The sequence below is a fragment of the Novosphingobium sp. MBES04 genome (genome assembly GCF_000813185.1).
Classification (GTDB): Bacteria; Pseudomonadota; Alphaproteobacteria; order Sphingomonadales; family Sphingomonadaceae; genus Novosphingobium; species Novosphingobium decolorationis.
Genome location: NZ_DF850488.1, coordinates 2,810,830 through 2,827,046, shown reverse-complemented (window position 1 = coordinate 2,827,046; position 16,217 = coordinate 2,810,830). Strand labels below are relative to the sequence as shown.

Genomic DNA, 16,217 nt, shown 5'->3' with positions numbered 1-16,217 from the left:
GTTTGCTACACCAACAATATTTGAAATCAAGGCGAGAGGAGAACTTCGCACCATGGGAGAGACGACAAAACGCCACGAAGGGCGGGTAGCCTTCATCACCGGCGGCGTATCGGGCCTCGGCTTCGGGATTGCGCGCGCCCTGTCGAACGCGGGCTTTCGGCTTGCCCTCAGCTACCGCAACGAAGATTACCGCGCGCAGGCGGAAGATTGGTTTCGCGAGGAAAAGCGGGAAATCCCCTTGTTCGTGAAGCTCGATGTCACCGACCGTGCCCGCTTTGCCGAAGTGGCCGAGGAAATCGAGACTGCCTTCGGCCGGCTTGACGTGCTGGTCAACAACGCAGGCGTCTCGGTGTTCGGGCCGACCGACACCGCCACCCACGCCGATTACGACTGGATCATGGGGGTGAATTTCGGAGGTGTTGCAAATGGTCTTGTCGCCCTCCTTCCGCTGCTGAAGCGCACCGGCAAGGGCGGTCACGTCGTCAATGTCGCCTCGATGGCGGCGTACCTGTCGGGTCCTCAGGCGGGCATCTACACCGCGAGCAAGTTCGCCGTGCGCGGCCTGACCGAGAGCCTGCGCTACAACCTCGCGCCCGAAGGCATCGGGGTCTCGCTGCTGTGCCCCGGGCTCACCCGCACCAACGCGTGGGACAGTGCGTTTCGCCGCCCGGACGCCTTTGCGCACAGCGGGTTCGAAGACATCGATCCCGAGGCACTGACCGAATTCGGCAAGGCTTTCGAGCTTGGCATGGACCCGCTTGAAGTGGGCGAGAAGACCTTGAAGGGCATCGAGGAGAACCGCGGGCTGATCTTCTCGCACCCCGAGTACGCCGAGGACTTCGAGGAGATCTACCGCACCTCGCTCGCCGCGCTGCCCGACGAAGAGGCCCCGCCCGAGCGCCTCGAGATCGAACGGCTGCGCCGCGAGGCCAACCGCGCCTCGGCCGCAGGACAGGCGATCTCGCTCGCCGACCTCACCTGAGCAGGCCCGAAGGACCCACGAAAAATCCCCCGGATGCGCGAGGCATCCGGGGGCGAAGTCACCTTCGGGAGGTGTCGAAGATCAGAAAGGATCAGGCGTTCTCGGGCACGTAGGTGCCGATCACCGCCTTGACCTCGAGGAATTCCTCCAGCCCGAACTTGCCGAATTCACGGCCATTGCCCGACTGCTTGTAGCCGCCGAACGGCATGTCCATGACCAGGCCGCCTGCGTTAACGAAGACCGCGCCAGCGCGCAGTTTGCCGACCAACTTGCTCGCCTTGGCCGGATCGCCCGCGATGTAGGCACCAAGGCCGTAGGGCGTGTCGTTGGCGATGCGCACCGCATCGTCCTCGTCCTTGTAGGGCATGATCACCAGGACCGGGCCGAAGATCTCTTCCTGCGCGATGGCCATGTCGGGCGTCACGTTCGAGAACACCGTGGGCTTCACGTAGAAGCCATGCTCGAAGCCCTCCGGGCGGCCGGTACCACCCGTGACCAGCGTCGCGCCTTCGTCGATGCCCTTCTGGATCAGGCCCTGGATCTTCTCCCACTGGGCCTTGTTGACGACCGGGCCGATGTGCGGGCCTTCGCTCATGGGATCGCCCACGGGCTTTTCCGCGAACATCTTGCCCACTTCCGCCGCAGCCTCGTCATGCTGCGAGACATGGACAAGCATGCGGGTCGGGGCCACACAGGACTGGCCCGAGTTCAGGAGTACACCACCCACGCCGCCGGGCAGCGCCTTGTCGAGCGGCGTGCCTTCTAGGATGATGTTGGGCGACTTGCCGCCCAGTTCCTGCGCCACGCGCTTGACCGTGTCGGCCGCGTTCTTGGCGACCATGATGCCCGCCCGGGTGGAGCCGGTGAAGCTGATCATGTCGATGCCCGGATGCGCGGCAAGAGCGGTCCCAACGCCCGGACCATCGCCCTGGACGAGGTTGAAGACACCGGCGGGAACGCCAGCAGCTTCCAGTACCTCGGCGAAGATTGCGGCAGAGCTCGGCGCTTCCTCGGACGGCTTGAGGATCATCGTGCAGCCCGCGGCCAGGCACGGGCCCACCTTGGCGACGATCTGGTTCATCGGCCAGTTCCACGGGGTGATGAGGCCGACCACGCCGATGGGCTCACGCACCACGACGTTGTCGCCCACCTGCTCGGAGAACTCGAACTTCTCAAGCGCGGCAAGGGCCTGGGCAAGGTGCCCCAGGCCCGAGCCCGCCTGTGCGGTCGAGGCGGTGGAGATCGGGCAGCCCATTTCCACGGCAATGGCTTCGGCAATGTCGGGGATGCGGGCCTTGTAAGCCTCGATCACCTTGCCCAGCAGTTCCATGCGCTCCTCGCGCGTGGTCTGGCTGAAGGTTTCAAAAGCCGCGCGCGCGGCGCTGACCGCCGCATCGACATCCGCGCTGGTGCCCAGCACGATCTCGCTCGCCGGGCCTTCGGTCGCCGGGTTGATGACGGTGTGCTTCACGCCCCCGGTGCTGTCGACCCACTTTCCATCGATGTAGTTCTGGAGATAGCTCTTCATTGTCGGCTTCCTGCTCTCACAAATAGGTGTTCGGTGTCCGGTCAGTGCGCTCAGGCGGGCACCGTGTCCGAACGGACGGTAATGCCCGGGATCAGCCCGAGCTCGGCATCGCTGGCGCCCTGCCCCCACTTGTCACGCGGCGGCATGGGCCGCGCGCGCCACGGCGGATCGAGGGTGAAGCTGGAGACGCTGCGCCCTTCGGGCAGACGTCCGTTTCCACCGCCCTGGGTGTAGTCGTAGTAGAGCGTCATCAGCTCGCGGTGGCCGTGGCGCGCCTGCACGACAGGTTCGGCCAGTGTCGCCTCGCGCCACAGAAGCACCCGCGTCAGGTTCTGCGGCACCTCGTAGTCCTCGTAGTATTCGAGGAACCACAGCCGCTTGAACATCGGCGCAAAGGCCACTTCGGCCCAGCCGAAACGGTCGAACAGGTAGACCCCATCCGGGCTGTAGTGCCGCAGGAAATCGTCGAGCCGGGCGTACTGCGCATCGACTTCGGCCTTCAATTCCTCGCGCCTGGCCTTGTCCCGGTTCAGGATCATGCGATAGCCCGCCCCGGTGTAGGCGCCATCGGTCGCGCACAGCATCGCCTCGAGGGCGTGCTCGTAGGGATCCTGGCGCGCGACCGGAACTTCGGGGAAGCGGTCCTCGATGTAGCGCATGATGACCATGCTCTCCTTCAAGGTCTCCCCGTTCTCCAGCTCCAGCGCGGGAAGCGAAGTCGTCCCCCGCGTCTTCTTCAGGAGCCAGTCCGGGCGCGGTTTGGAAATGTCGATCTCGTGGTCGACGAGGACATCGCCCAGCCCCTTGAGATCGAGCAACAACTCCACCCGCTCCGAGAACGGGCAGCCCGGGATCTGGTACATGCGCAAAGCGCCGCCTTCGGGTTCATCGTCCCATGCCATGTGCGCCCCCTCAGCTCGCCGTAGCCGGCTCGGCCGAGCCCTGGTTGACCGGCGCGGGCTCGATGCCAAGGCCGGTGCGGTCGAAAGGCTCTGGATCGCCCTCGCGCAGCTTCAGGCCGAACAGCGTGTGCATGCCCGGATGACGCCCCAGCCCGCCGTAAAGGTCGAAGCCGCGGTCGAGCCAGTCGCGTAACGGGTCATCCTCGGTGAGCGGCGGCGTGGTGCACACAGAGCCGGTCCACAGGAAGATGGCGAGCGCGGTGTAGTCCGCGTAGTTGGGTGTCGCACCGCCCAGCCAGGGCGTATCGCGCAGCAGCTGGCGCAGCGGCTCCAGCAACGGCGGCACGTGCGGAAGCCGATCCTCGCGGCCCGCCTGCACATCCTCCAGCTTCTGCCCGCCCAGGAACATCGTCTCGCGCGATTCGCGCACGTAGGCATGGTCCTGCGGCAACGACAGATCATGGTAGTCGAGGATGTAGCAGCGGAACCACGGCGCGATGATCGTCTTCCATAGCCAGGCGTCGAGGAACTTGGTGAGCACCTTCATGGAAGGGCCCTCGAACAGCATCGGGCGATCGGGATAAGTCTCATCGAGGTATTCGGCGATCTTCCAGCTGTCGAGCACCCACTTGCCATCGTCGACGATCACTGGCGCACGTTCGGAACGCCCGCCCGTGCGCTCGGCAATGCCGGTAAAGCCGCCCGGCACGATATCCATGTCGAAGCCCTTGTGCGCCAGCGCGTACTTGGTGCGCCACACGAAGGGGCTGATCGTGCAGCCCGAGGCAAGCTGCAGATCGTAAAGCGTTATGCGGTTGTCCTTGGCCATGCCGCGCTCCTCAGGCCTGTGCCTGCTCTTCGCTCTTGGCGAAGGGCTTGCGCGCGGCGAACTCGCTCTTGGACTTGGCGAACATCTCGATGCAGGCGGGACGCGCGTTGATGCGTTCGATCCAGGCGACGAGGTTGGGCGTAGCGGCCGTATTGACGATGTCATCAAAGCCCTTCTCCATGCCGTTGGCGATGGCGAAGTTGCAGATGTCGGCAAGCGTATAGTCCTCGCCCGCCAGCCAGGTGCTTTCGGAAAGGCGCTTTTCGAGACGGTCGATCGAGACGCGGATCTTGCGCATTTCCTCGTCCAGAACCTCCTTGGGGAAGCCGGCGCGGGCGCTGCGCCACTTGGCCTGCTGCTCAGGGATCGGGATGCGTTTGACCTTTTCCTCGAACTCCTCGTCCGACAGGGCACGGGCCATCGGACCGATGCCGCGCTCCCAGCCGATGGTGGAGACGCACCAGCAGAAGTATTCGTCCACCCACTTGGTCCAGACCCGCATCTCGGCGATCTGCACAGGGTCGGTGGGACGCAGCCGGGGCGCATCGGGGAAGGCGTCTTCGAGGTATTCGCAAATCACCGTCGATTCGGTGATGACGTTGCCATCGTGATCGAGCGCGGGAACCTGGCCGCGCGGGTTGATCTTCTTGAACCATTCCTCGTGATGCTCGAACTTGGTCGGATCGACGAAGCGCGGCGTAAATTCGAGGCCTTTCTCGTAAAGGGCCAGCAGGGGCTTAAGCGAATTGGCTCCGGGGCCAAAGCTGTACAGCGTCAACATCGCGTGGGCGTATCCTCTCCATTTGTGTCCTTGCGGATCTCTCGAATGGCAGAGTGCGTCGCCGCGCGGCCGGGGGGAAGCCCAGCAGCGATACTATTACAATAGCCAACTGTTTGCAGCCGCAGATCGGTTCGCACGCCCTAACTGTCACTTCCAATACTACTGTTTGCACTCTTCTTGCCCGCGAGCATCGCCTCTGCTTTCGTTCGTGCCACGAATGGCGCACCCTGAAGGCGAATCACGCACACGGCGCCATGGGAGAGAGACGTGCTGGAACTGTGGACTTCGGAAACACCGAATGGCTGGAAAACCACCATCATGCTCGAGGAGCTGGACGCGAACTACACGTTGCGTCCGATCTCGCTGACCAACCGCGAGCAGAAGGAAGACTGGTATCTCGCCCGCAATCCCAACGGGCGTATCCCCACACTGATCGACCATGAGGTCGATGCCGGGAACGGCGGTTTTGCGGTGTTCGAATCGGGTGCGATCCTGATCTACCTTGCCGAGAAGTTCGGCCGTTTCCTGCCAGCCGACACGATGGGCCGCAGCCGCGCGATCCAGTGGGTGATGTGGCAGATGTCGGGCCTCGGCCCCATGATGGGACAGGCGACCGTCTTCAACCGCTACTTCGAGCCCAGGCTGCCCGAGGTCATCGACCGCTACACGCGCGAGAGCCGCCGCCTCTTCGAAGTGATGGACACGCACCTCGCCGACAACGAATTCCTCGCGGGCGACTATTCGATCGCCGACATCGCCTGCTTCCCGTGGGTGCGCGGGCATGACTGGGCCTGCATCGACATGGAGGGGCTGCCCCACCTGCAACGCTGGTTCGAGACCATCGGTGAGCGCCCGGCCGTCCAGCGCGGCCTGCTCTTGCCCGAACCGCCCAAGGCGGACGAGATGGCCGAGAAGACGACCCGCCAGGGCAAGAACATCCTGGCCTGAACGATGAGCACACCTACCCCCCCCTTCCTCAGCCGCGAGTACCGCATCGAGTGGGGCCAGTGCGATCCGGCCGGCATCGTCTTTGCCCCGCGCTACATGGACATGTTCGCCGAGAGTTCGGTGCTGCTGTTCGAAGCGGCAGGCCTTCCCAAAAAGCGCGATATGCTGCGCGAGATGGGCGTTGCCGGTTTCCCGCTGGTGGACCTGTCGGCCCGCTTCCTGAAGCCTGCCAGCTACGGCGACGTGGTCACCATCGAGGCCGATGCCCCCGTCTTCGGCAACTCCAGTTTCACCATCGCGCACCGCATCCGCCTTGGCGATGCGCTCTGCGTCGAAGGAACCGAGAAGCGCGTCTGGACGATCCGTGAGAAGGACGGCAGCGGCCCGCTCAAGGCCGCACGCGTGCCCGACGACGTGCGCGCGCGCTTCGCGTCCGGGTAGACCGCCGGCAAGCCCGAGGGCCGCACCAAGGCGCCTGCACAGGACACGACAACAAGATCCGGCAGGCGCCCCATCCAGCATGGAGGAGAGGACAACCATGGACAGTGCCACCCTGTCGCGCCCCGGTGCGGCCATCGACACCGAGATCAAGTACCTGGTGCCGACCTCGCGCATCAACCGCCGCTTCTGGGCGCCGGGCGCGGAGTACAACACCGGGGTCTACGACTTCTACCCCGCAACGATCCGCAACGCGCGCCTGCGCGAGACGGCCCCCACCCTCGACGAACACGGCTTCTGCCTGGCCGAGCACCCCACCAAGGTGACCGACTTTGCCGATGCCGATACGCTCAAGGCGATCTATCCGGCCGAAGTCGAAGAGGTCGCCAAACGCCTGACGGGCTGCGACTTCATCCACCCCATGGGCGGCCAGTTGCGTTCCCCCGTCGTAGGTGCCGCTGGCGTACAGCCTCCCGCGGCCGAAGCGCACGTCGACTTCAACACGCCCACCGCCAACGCCATCGCCAAGGTCTTCTACGACCAGATGCGCCCCGATGGTCCGGGCTACGAGCGCTTCGTGTGCTTCAGTCTCTGGCGCACCTTCTCGCCGGCCCCGCAGGACTGGCCGCTCGCGCTGTGCGAAGGCCCCTCGATCGGCGAGGACGACAGCATCTCCAACTACAAGGTCGATGTCGACGAGATCCCGACCGGCGCCGATCTCTTCGCGCCGATTCCCGACGAGGAAAAGCTGCTCGCCGCGACGATCTTCAAGTACAGCCCCGGGCACCGCTGGTGGTACTATCCGGACATGACCCGCGATGAGGTCATCTTCATCAAGTTCCACGATTCCGACCACGCGCGCGCCTGGCGCAGCCCGCACACCGCCTTCCACGACACCACGCGCCCTGACGCAAATGTGCGGCGCAGCTACGAATTCCGGGCCATCGCCTATTTCGAGAAGAAGGGCTGATCCCCTGACGCGAGCCGACCACATTCCGGGGCCCATCCGCCTTCGGAGGCATATATGAGCGCGCCAGCGGACACCCGCCGCGCACCCGAGGCACCCAGCAGGGATGCGCCGCACGCCGACCCGCGTGCGGCCGCCATCCTTGTCGCTTTCGTCATGTTTCTCTCGATCCTCGAGGCGACGGTCATCGCGACCGCGCTTCCCGACATGGCGCGCGACTTTGGCGTTGCGGCGAGCGAACTGGGCATCGGCATCACCGCCTACCTCATGGTCTCGACCGCGTTCCTGCCTCTGAGCAGCTGGGTCGCGCTGCGCCTCGGGCCCCGGCGCGTGCTCACCGTCTCGGTGCTCGGCTTTGGGGTCGCTTCGCTCTTGTGCTCGCAGAGCCCGACACTGGGCTTCTTCGTCGCCGCGCGCGCCTTCCAGGCGCTGTGCTCCAGCCTCATGACCCCAGTCGGCAACCTCGTCCTGCTGCGCATCACACCCAAGCACCGCCTTGTCGAGATGCTCGCGATCAGCACCACGCCCGCGCTCATCGCGCCGGTCATCGGGCCGCCGCTCGGCGGGTTCCTGACAGAGGCTTTTGGTTGGCCCTCGATCTTTCTCATCAACCTGCCGCTCACGCTGGTCGGCGCGCTGCTGGCCCGGCGCCTGCTCCCGCGTCTTGCGCCCCAGCGGCTGCGTTTCGATGCGGTGGGCTTCGTGCTCATAGCCTCCGCGCTCTCACTTCTCATCTATGGGTTGGACCGGCTCGGCGCCCACCCCGATGCGCCCACGGTGCCCCTCATCCTGATGGGTACAGGCAGCGTGCTTGCCGTCATGGCCTACCGCTGGCTGCGCCGTATGCGCCACGGACTGGTCCCGCTCGACGCGCTGCGCCACCAGACCTTCCGCGCGATTTCCTATGGCCCGGGCATGCTCATGCGCATTCCCCACATGGGCCTCGCGCTGGTCCTGCCGCTCTATTTCCAGCTGGCTTTCGGGCTGTCACCGGGAATGGCCGGTGTATTGCTCCTCGCCAACAACCTGGGTGATCTTGCCGTCAAACCCTTCATCAGTCGCATCCTGCGCCGCGTCGGCTTTCGCAGCGGCCTTGTCGTGGGTACCGCGATGATGATGGCGGCGAGCGCCTCGGTCGCCGCGTTTACGGTCGCGATGCCGGTTTGGCTGATGGCGCTGGCCATGTTCCTCATCGGAATGGCCCGTTCGGTCCCCTTCACCGGCATGGTCAGCCTCGCTTTTGCGGATGTCGAGGCTGACGAACTGCCCGGCGCCAATGTCCTCAACGCCATTGGCAACGCGCTTTCGGCTGCCGCGGGTATTTCGCTCGGCGCGCTGTTCCTCAACCTTCCGCTCGGCGACGGGCTTGCCTCCGATCCCCTGCCCTACCGCGTCGCACTGCTTGCGCTTTCGGGAATCGGAACGTTGTCGGTCTTTCTGTTCCTGCGCCTTCCTGCCGATGCCGGAGCCAAGGTCACCGGCACCGCTCCGGACGTTACAGAGCCACCAGTTCGGGCCTGAGTTCGCGCAGCTTTTCCAGCTTGCGGGCGTCTTCCTCACCCTTGGGTGCAAAGAGGATCAGGCGCTGGCCGGGGGCCTCCTCGATGCCATAGGAGCTGTGCGTGAAGGAGATCTTGCCCACTTCGGGCACGCGCGCGTTGTTCTCGCCGCCGAAGTGGGCCTGGATCGCGCTGCACTCCCAGAACTCGCGGAAATGTTCCGACTTCTCGGTCATTTCCGCGATGAGTTCGTCAAATGCCTCGGGCGTGCCAGCCTGGCTGTAGTCCCATTTCAACCGCGCGGTCAGGCGCGAGGCCATCGCACGGAAGCTTTCCGGATGGCGCTGGTAGCGTTCGCCCAGCATCAGGATCTTGAACAGGTTGCGCTCGCCGCGCGGCATGTCCGCGTAGTCACGAAAGGCTGCCGTCACCATCCGGTTCCAGCCAACCACGGTCCAGTCCGCAACAATCACCAGCGCGGGCATGCCGAGGGTATCGAGCAGGTGACGCGTCGCCGGACGAATGTCCTCGTCCAGCCTGGAGGCGAGCGGCGGCGGGCGATGCTGAGCAAGGCCGAACAGGTAGTCACGCTCGGTATCGGAAAGCCGCAAGGTGCGTCCCAGTCGCTCGATCATGGGCGCGGACAGCTGGATCTCACGGCCCTGTTCGAACCAGGTGTACCAGGTGACGCTCATGCCCGCGAGCGCGGCCACTTCCTCACGCCGCAGACCCTTTGCACGGCGTCGCTCGCCTTCGGGAAGGCCCACTTCGGACGGTGTCAGCCGGGCCCGGGCCGATTTCAGGAATCGCGAAAGTTCCTCGCGATGGGACATCTCTCTTCCCCTTCTCTCTCTCCGACCTGTCACTTCCGGTACCTGTTACCGGGCGTGATAGGATATGTGCTGAACTATTCCGCCAGCCTCGATCTTGTAGTTTTGCCAGAGTGAACCCGAAATCAAACGGGCATGCAAGGTGAGAGGAGATCCAAATTGGCCAAGAAGGTCTACATTACGTGTGCGGTTACCGGCAGTTCGCCCATGCCGGACCACCCCAACTTCCCGTTCCGCCCCGACCATGTCGCCGCCGAAGCCCTCGCCGCCGCCGAGGCAGGTGCCTCGATCATTCACGTCCACGTGCGTGACGGGAAGACCGGCGAACCCTCGCAGGCGCTCGACGACTACCGCGAGGTCGTGGGCCTGATTCGCGAGAAGAACCGCGAGGTCATCCTCAACGTGACCACCGGACCCGGCTGCACCTGGATGCAGAGCGAGGAAGATCCCAAGGTGTGCGGCGAAGGCACGCTGATGTTCACCGCCGAGCGGCGCCTCGAACACATCCTCGATCTCAAGCCCGACATGTGCACCCTCGACATCTGCACCATGCAGCTGTGGGGCGGCGTCGCGATCAACCTCGACCCGATGATCACGCGCATGGGCCACATGATCCAGGATGCCGGCGTCATGCCCGAGATCGAATGCTTCGAAGCCGGTGACTTCGTCTTTGCCGACGACCTCATGGCCAAGGGCGCGATCCCCAGGAATGTCCCCTTCTCCTTCGTGCTGGGTACCAAGTACGGCCTGCCCGCCACCCCCGAAGCGATGATGTACGCGGCCAACCAGATCCCGCGCGGCGCGGCCTTCACCGGCTTTGGCGTCAGCCGCCATTCCTACCCGATGGCCGCACAGTCGGTGCTTCTGGGCGGGCATGTCCGCGTCGGCTTCGAGGACACGATCTGGCTGCGCAAGGGCCAGCTTGCCCCCGACAACGCCGCCCACGTGCGCTGGGCCGTCGACCTCGTCGACCGCATGGGCGCCGAGGTCTCGAGCGCGGGCGAGACGCGCGACCTGCTGGGCCTGGCGAACCACGCCTACGCCTGAGCGCGTCTGTCACCATCTGAGAGAATAAAGAGGGAGTGGAGAGGACATGACACAGGTAAAGGGACGCACCGCGTTCATCACTGGCGGCGGTTCGGGCGTGGCGCTCGGCCAGGCCAAGGTTTTCGCCAGGGCTGGCTGCAAGGTCGCCATTGCCGACATCCGCCAGGATCACCTCGACGAGGCCATGGCCTGGTTCGAGGCCGAGAACGCCAAGGGCGCGAACTACGAGGTGATGGCGGTCAAACTCGACATCACCGACCGCGAGGCTTACGCCAAGGTCGCCGACGAGGTGGAAGCGAAGCTGGGGCCCGTCGAACTGCTGTTCAACACCGCCGGGGTCTCGCACTTCGGCGCGATCCAGGATGCCACTTACGACGACTGGGACTGGCAGATCGACGTCAACCTGCGCGGTGTGATCAACGGCGTGCGCACCTTCGTGCCGCGCATGATCGAGCGCGGCAACGGCGGCCACGTGGTCAACACCGCCTCGATGTCGGCCTTCGTGGCGCTCAAGGGCACGGGCATCTACTGCACCACCAAGATGGCGGTGCGCGGGCTGACCGAGACTCTGGCCCTCGATCTGGAAGAGCATGGCATCGGCGTGTCGCTGCTGTGCCCGGGCGCGGTCAACACCAACATTCACGAAGCGCTGCTGACCCGCCCCAAGCATCTGGCGGACACCGGCTACTACCAGGCCGGGCCGGAGATGTTCGCGCATCTCAAGAACGTGATCGAATGCGGCATGGAGCCCGAGACGCTGGCGAACCACGTCCTGAAGGCCGTGGAGGAGAACCAGCTTTACGTTCTCGCCTATCCGGAATTCCGCAAGCCGCTGGAAGACATCCACGCGCGCGTCATGGCCGCCCTCGCCAATCCCGAGGACGATCCCGACTACGACCGGCGCGTGGCGCACGGCGTACCGGGCGGCGAGGCCAAGGAGGAGGAAAAGACGGCATGAACAGTCCCTTCCTCCAGTTCGAGACGCGGGTGCGAGCCCGCGTCGTCGCCCTCGACCACTTCTGCGTGGTTGCCGCGGACCTCGACCGTTCGGAAGCCTTCTACCGCGATGTGCTTTCGCTGGAATCGTGCCCTGCGCCCGCCCCGCTCACCCGCGAAACCGCGCGCTGGATCTACGATCACGAGGAGCGGCCGATCATCCATCTCAACGCGAAATCCGCGCCGCGCGCGATGGACCGCGACATGGCGAAAGGCCCGACCGGCGCGCTGCACCACATTGCGCTGCGCTGCGAAGGCTTCGACGACATCCGCGATCGCCTGGAAGACCGGGGGCTCACCTATGAGAGCAACCTGATCCAGTCGATCGGCCTGCGCCAGATCTTCGTCCACGATCCCGACGGAGTGCTGCTGGAGCTCAACTTCTTCGAGGATTGAAGAGAGACAAGCGACTGATTCAAGGCCATCGCCCCTTGACCCCGGAATGGTTGACCTCGCCGCTCTTTGTTAGAGGTTAGCTCGACAGGTTTGGGAGCCCGAGGGCGATGGCCCTCGGTTTCATTCTTCTGCCTTCCTTAAACAGAAAGTGTACCCAGCACCCCGCCATCGACCGCAAGGCTCTGCCCGGTCACGTGCGAGGCCGCGTCCGAGAGCAGGAACGCGGCCACCGCGCCCAATTCCTCGGCGCTTCCCGTGCGCCCCTGCGGCACGCGCGCGGTGATTTGCTCCAGCGCGTCGGGCGGGAGCGCGGCAAACATCTCGGTATCGATGAAACCGGGCACCACGCAATTGCAGCGAACGCCGTGGGGGGCCGCTTCGAGCGCGACCGCGCGCGCAAGCCCCAGCACCGCGTGCTTGGAAGCCACGTACGCGACGTTGTTCGCCATTCCGCGCTCGCTCGCAAGGCTGCCCGTCACCAGGATCGCGCCGCGTCCGCGTGCTTTCATCCCCGGCAGCACCTGCGCGATGGCGCGATAGGGGGCCGTCAGGTTGACGTTGAGAACCTGCGCGAACGCCTCCTCACCATAGTCCTCCACGGCCGCGAAGGAACCACCCGTTCCGGCATTGAGAAACAGGCCGTCAATCGGCCCGCCCGCCTCCACGGCGGCATCCAGCGCGGCCGCCTGCGCGGCTCCATCACTGACGTCGACCGCGAACCAGCGCGCGCCCTCGCCCAGCTCGGCGGCCAGAGCCTCCAGCCGTTCGGCCCGGCGCGCCATCAGCGTGACCGCCCCGCCGCGCGCGGCGATGGCCCTTGCCGTGGCCGCGCCGATCCCGCTCGACGCGCCGGTAACGATGATGTGCTTGCCGGTAAAATCCATGAGCCCTGCCTTTTTTGCCGTCTCAGCCCGCGAGCCCCAGAACCCGCGCCGCGTTGTCCTTCATGATGCCCGGCATGACCTCGTCCTTGAAGCCGATGCCCTTGGCCGCCTCGATCCACTTGTCCGGGCGGATCAGCGGGAAATCGGAGCCGAACATCATCTTGTGTTTGAGCTGCCCGTTTGCGTAGCGCACGATCTGTGGCGGGAAGTACCTGGGGCTCCAGCCCGAGAGGTCGATGAAGACGTTCTCCTTGTGGAGCGCCATCGAGAGGCTCTCATCCACCCAGGGCCAGCTGGGATGGGCCAGAATGATCTTCATGTCGGGGAAGTCCACCGCGACATCGTCGACCAGCATCGGGCGCCCATATTTCAGGCGCAGCCCCCCGCCCCCGCGCATGCCGGTGCCCATGCCTGAATGGCCGGTGTGGAAGATCGCAGGCAGACCATACTCGGCGATGACTTCGTAGATGGGATAGCCCACGCGGTCGGCCGGGTGGCAGTCCTGCATGATGGCGTGGAACTTGAAGCCGCGCACGCCGTGGTTCTCGATAAGATCGCGGGCCTCGCGCGCGCCCAACCTCCCTTTTCGCGGATCGATCGAGGCGAAGGGAATGCACACGTCGGAATTCGCTGCGGCAAACTCAGCCACCTCGTAGTTCGAAACCCGCTTTGCCCCCACTCCGCTCTCGCAATCGACCGTGAAGAGGCAGAAGGCGATGTTCTGCTCCCGGTAGATCTGTGCGATCTCGGGCATCTTGGGTCGTTCGCGCGGCGCCTTGAAATAGGCCGACGCCGCATCGAAGAACTGCGCCATCACCGGGTCCTCCGGATCGTGGCAAGATACCTCGGCGTGCACGTGAACGTCGATGGCGGCAAGCCGCGCGAGGTCGAACGTCACGGACGGCGGCCCGTCGCCTGCTGGTCTTTCACGATCTGCGCCGCCGCTTTGGTGGCCTCGCTGGCCGGAACACTGGGCGCGGCCTTGGGCGCCTTGCCCGACTTGGCCTCGAGCGCCTTGTCCTCGTTGGCGCGGTGGATGATGTACTGGCGCACGTCCTCCACTTCCTCCGGCTTCAGAGTGTCGGCGAAGCTGACCATGCCCAGGTCCTCAAGCGCCCCGTCATGGACCACTTGCTGGAAGGCGTCATGGTCCTGGATGAAGCCCGAGCGACGAAGGTCGGGCAGCACGCCGCCGCCGATGGCCGCATCGCCGTGGCAGGTGGAGCAGAAGCGTCCGAAGCGGTAGCCACCGCGCGCGACCTGCTCCTTGGTCCCGGCGAACGGCGGCGGGTCGAGCGGCAGTTCATCGAGCGTCAGCGGCTCCGAAAGCTTCGCCTTGCCATCGAGCTTGAAGACGAGCAGGCGGCTCACATTGCGCACCGGCCCGCCATCCTGCGAAAGGATGCCCGGCGCCAGCGCCCAGATCCCGCCCCAGCCCGCGACCAGAGCCACGTACTGCGTGCCGTCGATCTCGTAGGTGATCGGGGGCGCGACAACCCCGGTCTGGACCGGATAGGACCACAGCTCCTTGCCCGTGTCCGACGCATAGGCAACGAGATTGCTTTTCATGTTGCCCTGGAAGACAAGGCCGCCGCCTGTCGCCAGTACGCCGCCGTTGTTGACGCTGGGCAACGTGACCTTCCAGCGCGCCTTCTGCGCGACCGGGTCCCAGGCAATCAATTCGCCCTTGGTGGCATCGGCCGCCGCCTTGCGCACCGCCGGATCGGCCGGCATCGCGCCTGCCGACATGTCGACGCCGGTGTTGAAGCCCTTGGGCTTGGCCTTCCAGTCCTTGTCGGGGAAATACGGCAAGGAGGCGAGCTGGGCGGGAATGTAGACCAGCTTGTCCTTGGGGCTGTAAGCCATCGGGTGCCACGAGTGCGCGCCGCCAGCCCCCGGCGATCCGATGAACATCTTGCCCGTCTTGTAGTAGCGCGCCTCGGGGTTCTCGATCGGACGGCCCGTCTTGGGATCGAGACCCGTGGCCCAGTTCACCGGCACGAAGTTCTTGCCCGAGATGAACTGGCCCGTCTCGCGGTCGATCACGTAGAAGAAGCCGTTCTTGGGCGCCTGCATCAGCACCTTGCGCGGCTTGCCCTCGATTTCGAGGTCGGCGAGGATGATGCTCTGCGTCGCGGTGAAGTCCCAGGTCTCGCCCGGCGTCGTCTGGAAGTGCCAGACGTATTCGCCGGTCTCGGGGCGGACCGCGACAATCGAGGAGAGGTAGAGGTTGTCCCCCTTGCCTTCCGAACGAATGCCCTGGTTCCAGGGGGAACCGTTGCCGACACCGATGTACAGGAGGTCAAGCTCGGGATCGTAGGCCATCGAATCCCAGGCCGTACCACCGCCTCCCTCGGCCCAATATTCACCGTGCCAGGTCTTTTCCGCGTCCTTGAGGTACTTGGCCTCGTTCTTCCCCGGTGCATCGGGCACCGTGTAGAAGCGCCAGGCCTGCTCGCCGGTCTCGGCATCATAGGCCGTCACGTAGCCGCGCACGCCCATTTCGGCGCCGCCATTGCCGATCACGACCTTGCCCTTCACCACGCGCGGCGCGCCGGTGATGGTGTAGGGCTTGGTGGGATCGACCGTCTCCTTGATCCACAGCGGCTTGCCGGTCTTGCGGTCGAGCGCAACAAGGCGCCCGTCGAAGGTGCCCAGGTACAGCTTGCCCCCCCAGGCCGCGAGACCGCGGTTGACGACGTCGCAGCATCCCTTCACGCCCGCCGAGCCGGGCACCTCGGGGTCGTAACCCCACAGCTGCTTGCCTGTCTTCGCATCATAGGCGCGCACCTTGGACCAGGCGGTGGTGATGTAGATCACCCCGTCAATGACGAGCGGGGTCGACTCCTGCCCGCGCGAGGTGTCGAGGTCCTGCGACCAGGCCAGCCCCAGCTTGCCCACGGTCTCCCGATTGATCTGGTCGAGCGGGGAGTAGCGCTGCTCATCGTAGGTGCGCCCGTAACTCAGCCACTCGCTGTCCACGCCCTGTGCGATGAGCTGTCCATCGACGCCAGCTTCGCCACTGCCGTCCGCACTTGCCGTGCAACCGGCGAGGATCAGGGCGCCGGACATCGCAAGCCCGGCCAGCCAGCCTCGCCGGCCCCGAACGCGCACCTGCCTTGCTTGCGAATTTCCCTGCGCGCCCGTCAGCCTGATCATGTAAAAACCCAATCCTCTCGTTTGGCCCTAA

The 16,217-nt window shown here is 65.2% G+C and carries 16 protein-coding genes; 8 read left to right on the top strand and 8 right to left on the bottom strand.

Going from position 1 to position 16,217, the window contains the following annotated elements; all coding sequences use genetic code 11:
- The first annotated feature begins 52 nt into the window (after nucleotides 1-52).
- Nucleotides 53-982: an SDR family oxidoreductase gene (locus MBENS4_RS12600; RefSeq protein ID WP_039391128.1), complete on the top strand. Its 930-nt coding sequence runs from the start codon at nucleotides 53-55 to the stop codon at nucleotides 980-982.
- Between the two features lie 91 nt (nucleotides 983-1,073).
- Here MBENS4_RS12600 and MBENS4_RS12595 read toward each other — a convergent pair whose 3' ends face one another.
- Genes MBENS4_RS12595 through MBENS4_RS12580 form a run of 4 tightly spaced genes read right to left on the bottom strand, consistent with a single transcriptional unit; the run spans nucleotide 1,074 to nucleotide 5,022 of the window.
- Nucleotides 1,074-2,510, bottom strand: coding sequence for an aldehyde dehydrogenase family protein (locus tag MBENS4_RS12595; RefSeq protein WP_039391126.1), 1,437 nt, complete (start codon nucleotides 2,508-2,510; stop codon nucleotides 1,074-1,076).
- Nucleotides 2,511-2,560: 50 nt separating this feature from the next.
- Complete coding sequence (locus MBENS4_RS12590) at nucleotides 2,561-3,412, bottom strand: glutathione S-transferase family protein (RefSeq protein ID WP_239026547.1); 852 nt, start codon at nucleotides 3,410-3,412, stop codon at nucleotides 2,561-2,563.
- A gap of 10 nt (nucleotides 3,413-3,422) precedes the next feature.
- Nucleotides 3,423-4,241 carry a beta-etherase gene (locus MBENS4_RS12585; RefSeq protein ID WP_039391125.1) on the bottom strand — a complete coding sequence of 273 codons (819 nt, stop codon included), beginning with the start codon at nucleotides 4,239-4,241 and terminating at the stop codon, nucleotides 3,423-3,425.
- Between the two features lie 10 nt (nucleotides 4,242-4,251).
- The gene (locus tag MBENS4_RS12580; protein ID WP_039391123.1) at nucleotides 4,252-5,022 is read right to left on the bottom strand and encodes a glutathione S-transferase family protein; all 771 of its coding nucleotides are present in this window, start codon (nucleotides 5,020-5,022) and stop codon (nucleotides 4,252-4,254) included.
- Between the two features lie 267 nt (nucleotides 5,023-5,289).
- Between MBENS4_RS12580 and MBENS4_RS12575 the strand changes: the two genes are divergently transcribed.
- The 4 genes from MBENS4_RS12575 (at nucleotide 5,290) to MBENS4_RS12560 (ending at nucleotide 8,896) form a co-directional block, all read left to right on the top strand.
- Entirely contained in the window at nucleotides 5,290-5,970 is a 681-nt protein-coding gene (locus MBENS4_RS12575; RefSeq protein WP_039391121.1) for a glutathione S-transferase family protein, read from the top strand.
- Nucleotides 5,971-5,973: 3 nt separating this feature from the next.
- A complete protein-coding gene (locus MBENS4_RS12570) occupies nucleotides 5,974-6,411 on the top strand; it encodes an acyl-CoA thioesterase (protein WP_039391119.1) in 438 nt (145 codons plus the stop codon).
- A 97-nt stretch (nucleotides 6,412-6,508) separates the two neighbouring features.
- On the top strand, nucleotides 6,509-7,378 hold the full coding sequence (locus tag MBENS4_RS12565; protein WP_039391117.1) for a CmcJ/NvfI family oxidoreductase: 870 nt from the start codon (nucleotides 6,509-6,511) through the stop codon (nucleotides 7,376-7,378).
- A gap of 54 nt (nucleotides 7,379-7,432) precedes the next feature.
- Entirely contained in the window at nucleotides 7,433-8,896 is a 1,464-nt protein-coding gene (locus MBENS4_RS12560; protein ID WP_052322248.1) for an MFS transporter, read from the top strand.
- Here the strand turns inward: MBENS4_RS12560 and MBENS4_RS12555 are convergent.
- Complete coding sequence (locus MBENS4_RS12555) at nucleotides 8,871-9,707, bottom strand: helix-turn-helix transcriptional regulator (protein WP_039391115.1); 837 nt, start codon at nucleotides 9,705-9,707, stop codon at nucleotides 8,871-8,873. The two genes, MBENS4_RS12560 and MBENS4_RS12555, sit on opposite strands and share 26 nt — an antisense overlap.
- A 156-nt stretch (nucleotides 9,708-9,863) precedes the next feature.
- Between MBENS4_RS12555 and MBENS4_RS12550 the strand changes: the two genes are divergently transcribed.
- From MBENS4_RS12550 to MBENS4_RS12540, 3 genes are read left to right on the top strand one after another with little or no spacing between them, the layout of a single operon-like run.
- Entirely contained in the window at nucleotides 9,864-10,751 is an 888-nt protein-coding gene (locus MBENS4_RS12550; protein WP_084592069.1) for a BKACE family enzyme, read from the top strand.
- A 46-nt stretch (nucleotides 10,752-10,797) separates the two neighbouring features.
- Entirely contained in the window at nucleotides 10,798-11,709 is a 912-nt protein-coding gene (locus MBENS4_RS12545; RefSeq protein ID WP_039391111.1) for an SDR family oxidoreductase, read from the top strand.
- Entirely contained in the window at nucleotides 11,706-12,143 is a 438-nt protein-coding gene (locus tag MBENS4_RS12540) for a VOC family protein (RefSeq protein ID WP_052322247.1), read from the top strand. The genes MBENS4_RS12545 and MBENS4_RS12540 overlap by 4 nt, the downstream gene beginning before the upstream one ends.
- Before the next feature lie 137 nt (nucleotides 12,144-12,280).
- Here the strand turns inward: MBENS4_RS12540 and MBENS4_RS12535 are convergent, their stop codons facing one another.
- Genes MBENS4_RS12535 through MBENS4_RS12525 form a run of 3 tightly spaced genes read right to left on the bottom strand, consistent with a single transcriptional unit; the run spans nucleotide 12,281 to nucleotide 16,099 of the window.
- Entirely contained in the window at nucleotides 12,281-13,027 is a 747-nt protein-coding gene (locus MBENS4_RS12535) for an SDR family NAD(P)-dependent oxidoreductase (protein ID WP_039391109.1), read from the bottom strand.
- Between the two features lie 22 nt (nucleotides 13,028-13,049).
- Complete coding sequence (locus MBENS4_RS12530; RefSeq protein ID WP_039391107.1) at nucleotides 13,050-13,925, bottom strand: amidohydrolase family protein; 876 nt, start codon at nucleotides 13,923-13,925, stop codon at nucleotides 13,050-13,052.
- Nucleotides 13,922-16,099, bottom strand: coding sequence for a PQQ-dependent dehydrogenase, methanol/ethanol family (locus tag MBENS4_RS12525; RefSeq protein WP_199904414.1), 2,178 nt, complete (start codon nucleotides 16,097-16,099; stop codon nucleotides 13,922-13,924). Before MBENS4_RS12525 ends, MBENS4_RS12530 begins: the two co-directional genes overlap by 4 nt.
- Nucleotides 16,100-16,217: the final 118 nt, after the last annotated feature.

Bases quoted from the DNA above. Each gene is read 5' to 3' on its own strand.
- MBENS4_RS12565 (WP_039391117.1), top strand. From the start codon at position 6,509: ATGGACAGTGCCACCCTGTCGCGCCCCGGTGCGGCCATCGACACCGAG.
- MBENS4_RS12560 (WP_052322248.1), top strand. From the start codon at position 7,433: ATGAGCGCGCCAGCGGACACCCGCCGCGCACCCGAGGCACCCAGCAGG.
- MBENS4_RS12600 (WP_039391128.1), top strand. From the start codon at position 53: ATGGGAGAGACGACAAAACGCCACGAAGGGCGGGTAGCCTTCATCACC.
- MBENS4_RS12570 (WP_039391119.1), top strand. From the start codon at position 5,974: ATGAGCACACCTACCCCCCCCTTCCTCAGCCGCGAGTACCGCATCGAG.
- MBENS4_RS12535 (WP_039391109.1), bottom strand. From the start codon at position 13,027: ATGGATTTTACCGGCAAGCACATCATCGTTACCGGCGCGTCGAGCGGG.
- MBENS4_RS12585 (WP_039391125.1), bottom strand. From the start codon at position 4,241: ATGGCCAAGGACAACCGCATAACGCTTTACGATCTGCAGCTTGCCTCG.
- MBENS4_RS12580 (WP_039391123.1), bottom strand. From the start codon at position 5,022: ATGTTGACGCTGTACAGCTTTGGCCCCGGAGCCAATTCGCTTAAGCCC.
- MBENS4_RS12540 (WP_052322247.1), top strand. From the start codon at position 11,706: ATGAACAGTCCCTTCCTCCAGTTCGAGACGCGGGTGCGAGCCCGCGTC.
- MBENS4_RS12545 (WP_039391111.1), top strand. From the start codon at position 10,798: ATGACACAGGTAAAGGGACGCACCGCGTTCATCACTGGCGGCGGTTCG.
- MBENS4_RS12590 (WP_239026547.1), bottom strand. From the start codon at position 3,412: ATGGCATGGGACGATGAACCCGAAGGCGGCGCTTTGCGCATGTACCAG.
- MBENS4_RS12525 (WP_199904414.1), bottom strand. From the start codon at position 16,099: ATGTCCGGCGCCCTGATCCTCGCCGGTTGCACGGCAAGTGCGGACGGC.
- MBENS4_RS12595 (WP_039391126.1), bottom strand. From the start codon at position 2,510: ATGAAGAGCTATCTCCAGAACTACATCGATGGAAAGTGGGTCGACAGC.
- MBENS4_RS12555 (WP_039391115.1), bottom strand. From the start codon at position 9,707: ATGTCCCATCGCGAGGAACTTTCGCGATTCCTGAAATCGGCCCGGGCC.